We start from the raw sequence: 7248 nt of genomic DNA, 5'->3' as shown, positions 1-7248 counted from the left end.
GGCGCAGCGGAGCTGCGCCGCCGCCACCACCCACTCCCAGGTCCCCCCTCCCAGCGAAGCGAATCGGGGAGGGGGGACGACAGGGGGGTGGGGTACGTCTGGCCACGTCGTGTGCTGGGGGAAGCCGAGAAGATGCGTATACAGACACGACACCTTGCCTCATCCCTGCAGGCGCCATGTATGCCAATATGGGCGTTGGACTTTGAAAAGGCCCTACCGATGTGAGGATGCTTTTCAATCCGGCGGTGAGGCGGAGTATCTTTCCACGTCACCTTTGCGATTCAGGGGAGAGCAGATTTCCATATCTGCCCTTCTCCTTGAGCTACGGAGGAGTCGAGACCAGGTGATCCGGCTCCGGCAGCGGGAGGCAAGGAATTGGCGATCGAGCGGCCACATGCACCCCTATCGAAGCAATTTCTCAACCTTCACAAGTGCCGACGCGCAAACGCCTTGACACGCCCCGGGCCCTGGACTACACTTCCTGTTGACTCCCAGGCGATCATCCACATGGAGATATGCCATGCCGACGAAGGAGAGCCCGGCTCCGCTCCCCTTGCACAAACCAGGAGCCACACACACCCTATTGCGCTGCTTCGGCTATCTTCGCCCATATTGGCGCCTGAGCGCAGCCGCCTACCTGACGCTGCTGGGCATCAACGCGCTGGCCCTGGCCATCCCCCAATTCATCCGCTGGATCGTGGACCAGGGCATCGGCGGCCGAAACGTACGGCTGCTGGGGTGGTCCGTGCTGGCCCTCCTCGGGGTGACGCTGCTCAAAGGCGTGCTCACCTTCCTGCAAGGGCGATGGACGGAGATCGCCTCCCAGGGCGTCGCCTACGACCTGCGTAACGCCATCCACCGGAAGCTGTCCACCCTCTCCTTCTCCTACCACGACCGCACGGAGACGGGGCAGCTGCTCTCCCGGGCGATCCAGGATGTCGAGCGCATCCGCTTCCTCACCGGGCGTGCCTTCCTGCGGCTGGTGGACGGCACCGTGCTGCTGATGGGGACGGCGGCGATGCTGGTGTGGATGAACCCCCGTCTGGCCCTGCTGGCCCTGGGTACCATGCCGCTGCTGGCCCACCGGGCCCTCTACTTCGGCCGCCGATATCGCCCGCTCTCCCTGGCCATCCAGCAGCAACTGGCCGTGTTGACCACCCGGCTGGAGCAGAACCTGCGCGGCGCTCGCATCGTCAAGGCCTTCGCCCAGGAGGATGCGGAGATCGCCCGCTTCGACCGTGAGAACGACCGATGGTTCAACCTCGCCGCCCAGGCCGCCCATCTCCAGGCGTTTAACATCCCGCTCATGGATCTCATCGCGAACGTGGGAACGGTCTTCATCATCTGGTACGGCGGCCTCCTGGTCGTGCGTGGCCAGCTCACCCTGGGCGAGCTGGTGGCCTTCTCCACCTATCTGGGCCAGCTCGTCATGCCCGTGCGCCGCCTGGGCATGATCGTCTCCGCCATCGCGCAGGCGGTGGCCTCCGGCGAGCGCATCTTCGAGATCCTGGACGCCGAATCAGAGGTGCAGGACGCGCCGGACGCCGTGCCGCTCCCGCCGGTGAGCGGCCACGTTCGGTTCGAGCGCGTTTCCTTCGCCTACTTCGGCCGACACCAGGTGCTCCGGGACATCAGCTTCGAGGTGCACCCCGGGCAGGTGGTCGCCCTGCTGGGCGCCACGGGTTCCGGCAAGTCGACCATCATCAACCTGATCCCACGGTTCTATGACCCCACCGAGGGGCGTATCCTCATCGACGGATACGATATCCGCCGCGTGACGCTCAACTCGCTGCGATCGCAGATCGGCATCGTGCTGCAGGAGACGACGCTCTTCGCCGCCACCATCCGGGAGAACATCGCCTTTGGCCGTCCCGACGCGACGGAGGCGGAGATCGTCGAGGCCGCCCGGGCCGCCCAGGCCCATGACTTCATCATGGCCATGCCCAAAGGGTACGACACCCATGTGGGCGAGCGCGGCGTCACCCTCTCCGGCGGCCAGAAGCAGCGCATCGCCATCGCCCGGGCGCTGCTCAAGGACCCCCGCATCCTGATCCTGGATGACGCCACGTCCAGCGTGGACACGGAGACGGAGCGGCTGATCCAGATGGCGCTGGAACGGCTGATGCGAGGCCGGACGTCCTTCGTCATCGCCCAGCGCCTGAGCACGGTGCGCATGGCCGACCTGATCCTGGTGCTGGAGCGGGGGCGCATCGCCGCCCGCGGCACTCACGAGGAGCTGCTGCACACATCGGGGCTGTACGCGGAGATCTACTACCGCCAGTTACGGCCGCAAGAGGACATGCCGCCCCCGCCATCCCGACCGAAATGCCCCCGGAGGTGCGGATCATGAGCTTCTCCATCGGCGCAGCGGGCGCACCCATGGGGCCGCGCGGCGTCCTGCGCCGCCTGGGCGGGGAGGCCGACAGAGGCGCCTTCGACTGGCGCGTCGTGGCACGGCTGCTGGCCTACCTGCGCCCCCACTGGCAACGGATGTTCCTCGCCTTCGCGCTGATGCTGATCGCCTCGGCCCTCACCCTGGCCGCCCCCTATCTCATCAAGGTGGCCATCGATCAGCACATCGTGCAGGGGGACCCGGCCGGGCTGACCCGTATCGCCCTGCTGACGGCCGGGGTCTTCCTGGGCATCTACCTGGCCTCGGCCGGGCAGCGATACCTGCTCTCCTGGGTCGGGCAGCGCGTGCTGGCGACTCTACGGGCCCAGCTTTTCCGCCATCTGCAAAGGCTGTCCCTGGGCTACCACGACACCCACATCATCGGCGTCACCATCTCCCGGGTCATCAACGACGTGGCTGTGATCAACGAGCTGCTGTCGCAGGGGTTGATCCGGCTGATCGGCGACCTGCTGGTGCTGGGGGGCATCATCGTGGTGATGCTCTCCATGAGCCCCCGACTGGCGCTGCTCACCTTCAGCGTGCTGCCGCTCATGGCACTGGCGACGCTCGTCTTCGCCCGCCGGGCTCGAAGGGCCTTCAGCCTGACCCGATCCCGGATCGCCGCCGTCGTGGGCGATCTGGCGGAGGACATCGCCGCGATGCGGGTGATCCAGGCCTTCGCCCAGGAACACGCCACCCAGGAGCGCTTCGACGAGGTCAACCGGGCTAACCGGGACGCCAACATCGCCGCCATGTCCCTCTCCTTCGTCTTCCTCCCCTCCGTCGAGTTCCTGGGCATGCTGGCGACGGGCATCGTGCTGTGGTTCGGCGGGCTCGCCGTGGCCCGACAGGACCTGACCCTGGGCGTGGTGGTGGCCTTCCTGGCCTACGTGACCCGCTTCTTCCAGCCCATCCAGGAGCTGAGCCAGATCTATACCACGCTGCAGGCCGCCATGGCCGGGGGCGAGCGCGTGCTGGAGCTGCTGGACACGGAGCCGGAGGTGAAGGACCGGCCTGATGCCATCGAGATGCCACCCATCACCGGGCGCATCGAGCTGCGTCACGTCCACTTCGCCTATCGGGGCGACGCGCCCGTGTTGCACGATGTGAATCTGACGATCGAGCCCGGACAGACGGTGGCGCTGGTGGGCCCGACGGGCGCGGGCAAGACGTCCATCGCCAACCTGATCGCCCGCTTCTACGATGTCACCGAGGGGGCGGTGCTCATCGATGGGATCGACGTGCGGGACGTCACCCAACGTTCCCTGCGGCGGCAGATGGGCCTGGTGCCCCAGGATCCGTTCCTGTTCTCCGGCACGGTGGCCGACAACATCCGGTTCGGGCGCCCGGACGTGCCGGACGAGGCGGTGGAGGAGGCCGCCCGGCTGGCCAACGCCCATGAGTTCATCATGGCGCTGCCGGACGGCTACGAGACGGAGGTGCTGGAGGGCGGCGTCAACCTCTCCGTGGGCCAGCGCCAGCTCATCTGCATCGCCCGGGCCGTGCTGGCTGCCCCCCGCATCCTGATCCTGGACGAGGCCACGTCCAGCGTGGACACGGTGACCGAGACGTTGATCCAGGACGCGCTGGAGCGGCTGCTGGCCGGGCGGACGGCTGTCGTCATCGCCCACCGGCTGAGCACCATCCGCAACGCGGACCTGATCTGCGTCGTACAGGCCGGTCGGATCGTGGAGCGAGGGACCCACACGGAGTTATTGGCCCGGGGTGGGATCTATCGGGAGCTTTACGAGCGGCAGTTTGTGGATATATAGCAGGATACAAGATGCAGGATGCAGGATACAGGATGCAGGAGGCAAGGTGCAGGAGGGCAGGGGCGGGATATGGCGCCGGGGGTGGCTGGAGGCGGGGCAAGGCCTCCCGAGCCAGGCGCATCCCCCGGCCCGGGGGCCCGTCTGCCCTTCGCCATTCGCTATTCACCCCTTACAGAAAACCCCTCGAACGTCGCCGTGAAGCCGTTCCCCGTGGGTGCGGCGATCATCACCCCCACGTCCACGGCGGGCTCCTCCGTCAGAAACGCCTGGCGGATCATGATGTATTCCCCGCCATCTAGTGAGTAGAACACCTCCACGGTGGGCCCGTGGCGCACGACGCGAAGCCAGATGGCAGGCGGGTTGGCCAGCGGCAGAACGGACCAATCCGACCAGTCCCGGGTGACGACGACGCTGGCGTGCTGCACGCCGTCCACGAACTCGATGCCGCATTTCATCCAGGTCGTCTCATTCAAGCGCACCATCAGCCCGGCCTGATCGTACAGATCAGCGTACTGCCCCGTCACCTTGACCTCGGCCGTGAAGTCGCCCGTGACCGGCCGATAGTAGAAATGGCCGTGATCCCGGATCCCCCCGTCGTGGGTCTTCCGCCAGAAGTCGGTCTTCGGCCCGGCGGTGACCGTGATCGTGCTCCCTTCCACCCGCCACTCCGGCGGCTCGTGGTGCCATCGCATGACGCGCTCCTCCTTCGCTCAGTGGGACTATCCTCCTTCGTCGGCGCACCTTCGACCATCCAGGTTCCAGCGTCGGCGCGCCGGCCTCATTATACCAGACGCCCCACGATCCCCGCTGGTCGTCCCAGAAAGCGGGATTACCGTGCCGGGCGGGCGGGATCCGTCCCGGGAGCACACGACGATGGCCGAGCCCTCCTGCTGGGGGTAGTAAATGGCCAGCCAGGGCAGCCGCCGGTACGTGCGAGCCAATGCCGTCCACAGCCAATGGGGCAGTTTACCGCTGAGCACCACGCCTCGATCCTGCGGCACCGGAGGCGCCGTCACCTCCTCCCGCTCCAGGTAGTCCACATAGTGATGGGGCAGTATGAACTCGATCCGGGTATGCGCCCCTTCGATAAAGGTGACGGCCTGGAGAGGCGCCTGTGGCACCGGCGGGGTGATGATCGGCGTCGGCGCCATCACCCATCCCAGGCGGGGGTCGAACTGGAACAGGTCGGCCGTGCCGACGTGGCAGGCGATGGCCGCGTATAGCCAGACGGGGCCCCGGCCGTAGAGGGCCAACGGCGTGTTGGCGGGCAGATATTCCAGCACAGCCGGAAGCTCGGAGGGCCGCCAGTTGTGAGGGTTCGCTCCCACAGCCTTCGCCAGCCGCTCCATCTCTACCACGATCTCCACAGGTGCCTGCGCCAGATGCAATCGGCGCAGCTCCGCCGGGTCGTATGCGAACAACTCGGCGATCCGGTCCACCAACGCATCGAACGTCCTCCCCAGGCGCGGGAGGAAGCGATCCAGCCCCGCGATGGTCCCCCGCAAGATGGGATAGGTGGCCTCGATCACGTCATCGCCGTCCAAAATCGATCGAAGGTCGGCGACAAGGAGCAAATGATGGCGCTCGGCCAGCCTTATCCAGGCAGCATGCGATCCATCATCCAAACTGAGGAGTACGGCGTGAGTGCAATGATCGAAGATCATCTCCTGAGAGGCCCGGGGGAGCCCGCCCACGTCGACTAGGAGGGGGAGATGGCGCTGTCGGATATCACGGCAAATGCGATCCACCCACATCTCCGTGAACTCGCCCTTCACGCGGATCGCCCGCACCAGCCTGGTATCGGTCTGGTACGACCAATCCCCCTCGCCATCGGGCGCGGCGCGCAGGACGTAGTGTTCCACATCGCGCTGGCGCAAGGCTTGCGATAGGTGGTAAGCTAACGTGGACTTCCCCGAATGCGGTGGGCCGCCGATCATGACAGCAGGCAAAGACTCCATGAACCGATCTCCTCCCATCAGGTTACCCCGTCGAGACGTTTCATCTCGGGCTCCCTTCATCGCGCCCGCCACTCACGAGAGACTCATGAGCCCGCCACAGGGTTACCAGAAGAAGGGAATTGGACGGGTACCTGCCATAACCATCCCCATACCACCCGGCCATATTGTAATCGCAGACGACCCGGCAGACCATCGGAAGGAATTCACATCCAGTTCCTGCAAGGAGGTCACATGAAGGGCTCGGACATGGCAAGCACGCTGATCGCCACCCTAGGCGGACAACCCCAGGTCGTCACCTTTGCCCTGGACGCGTTGCTGGCGCGGGGTGAACCCGTGCGCGAGGTGATCGTCGTACATCTTTCGGCCGATGACGACCGTCTGCGGCGCTCGTTGGCACGGCTGAGCGAGGAGTTCGCCGGCGAGCGATACAGGGGACGTCCTTGTCGATATCGTTTGGTCCCAGTACGAACAGATGGCCGCCGGCTGGAGGATATCCAGTCGGAGGTGGACGCCGATGCGGCCTGGCGGGCCATGCACGATTTGATCGCCGGGTTGAAAAGTATGAGCGAGCGGCCGATCCATCTGTGCATCGCCGGGGGACGTCGGATCCTGGCACTGGTGGCATTGTCGGCCGCGATGGTGCACTTCGGGCATCAGGATCAGGTGTGGCATATCTACACGCCCCCCGCGTTCCTGGAGCGGGCACGAGATGGCGCGATCATGCACGCCCGGCCGGAGGACGGCGTACGGCTGGTGCGGGTGCCGATGCTGCCCTGGGGAGCGCAGTTCCCGGCGCTGCGAGAGCTGGCGCAGATGCGCGGGCAGGTCAGCGCATGGATGTCCGATCTGGCCAAAGATCGCTCTCGTTGCGAACGCGTGTGGCAGGAACTGACCGCACGCGAGCGAGAGGTCCTGCGAGCATTCGCCGATGGGCTGTCGCCCGTACAGGTCGCTGAGCGCCTGGTGATCTCGTTGAGCACGGTGAACACGCATAAGACCCGGATTCTGGCCATTTGTCGGCAGGTGTGGGAGTTGAGCTCTGACGAGCGGTTGACGTACCACTTCCTTCGTGAGCATTTTCGCCACTTCGTACAAGGCCTACCAGCACTGTAACAGGGGAGACGGG

General features: G+C 65.9%; 5 protein-coding genes. 3 read left to right on the top strand and 2 right to left on the bottom strand.

The window, feature by feature from the left end:
• The first annotated feature begins 520 nt into the window (after positions 1–520).
• Positions 521–2350: an ABC transporter ATP-binding protein gene (locus GXP39_16150; GenBank protein ID NOZ29569.1), complete on the top strand. Its 1830-nt coding sequence runs from the start codon at positions 521–523 to the stop codon at positions 2348–2350.
• The gene (locus GXP39_16145) at positions 2347–4164 is read left to right on the top strand and encodes an ABC transporter ATP-binding protein (GenBank protein ID NOZ29568.1); all 1818 of its coding nucleotides are present in this window, start codon (positions 2347–2349) and stop codon (positions 4162–4164) included. The genes GXP39_16150 and GXP39_16145 overlap by 4 nt, the downstream gene beginning before the upstream one ends.
• A gap of 158 nt (positions 4165–4322) precedes the next feature.
• On the opposite strand, the gene GXP39_16140 is transcribed toward GXP39_16145, so the two are convergent.
• Positions 4323–4856 (bottom strand): DUF1349 domain-containing protein, encoded by a 534-nt coding sequence (locus GXP39_16140; GenBank protein NOZ29567.1) that lies wholly within the window; start codon positions 4854–4856, stop codon positions 4323–4325.
• A gap of 27 nt (positions 4857–4883) precedes the next feature.
• Complete coding sequence (locus GXP39_16135; protein ID NOZ29566.1) at positions 4884–6122, bottom strand: hypothetical protein; 1239 nt, start codon at positions 6120–6122, stop codon at positions 4884–4886.
• Between the two features lie 231 nt (positions 6123–6353).
• Between GXP39_16135 and GXP39_16130 the strand changes: the two genes are divergently transcribed.
• Positions 6354–7235, top strand: coding sequence for a histidine kinase (locus tag GXP39_16130; GenBank protein ID NOZ29565.1), 882 nt, complete (start codon positions 6354–6356; stop codon positions 7233–7235).
• The last annotated feature ends 13 nt before the right edge of the window (positions 7236–7248 follow it).

It is taken from the genome of Chloroflexota bacterium, assembly GCA_013152435.1.
Taxonomy (GTDB): Bacteria; Chloroflexota; Anaerolineae; order DUEN01; family DUEN01; genus DUEN01.
Note: the sequence above shows the minus strand (reverse complement) of the source record. Positions and strands in the feature narration are given on the sequence as shown.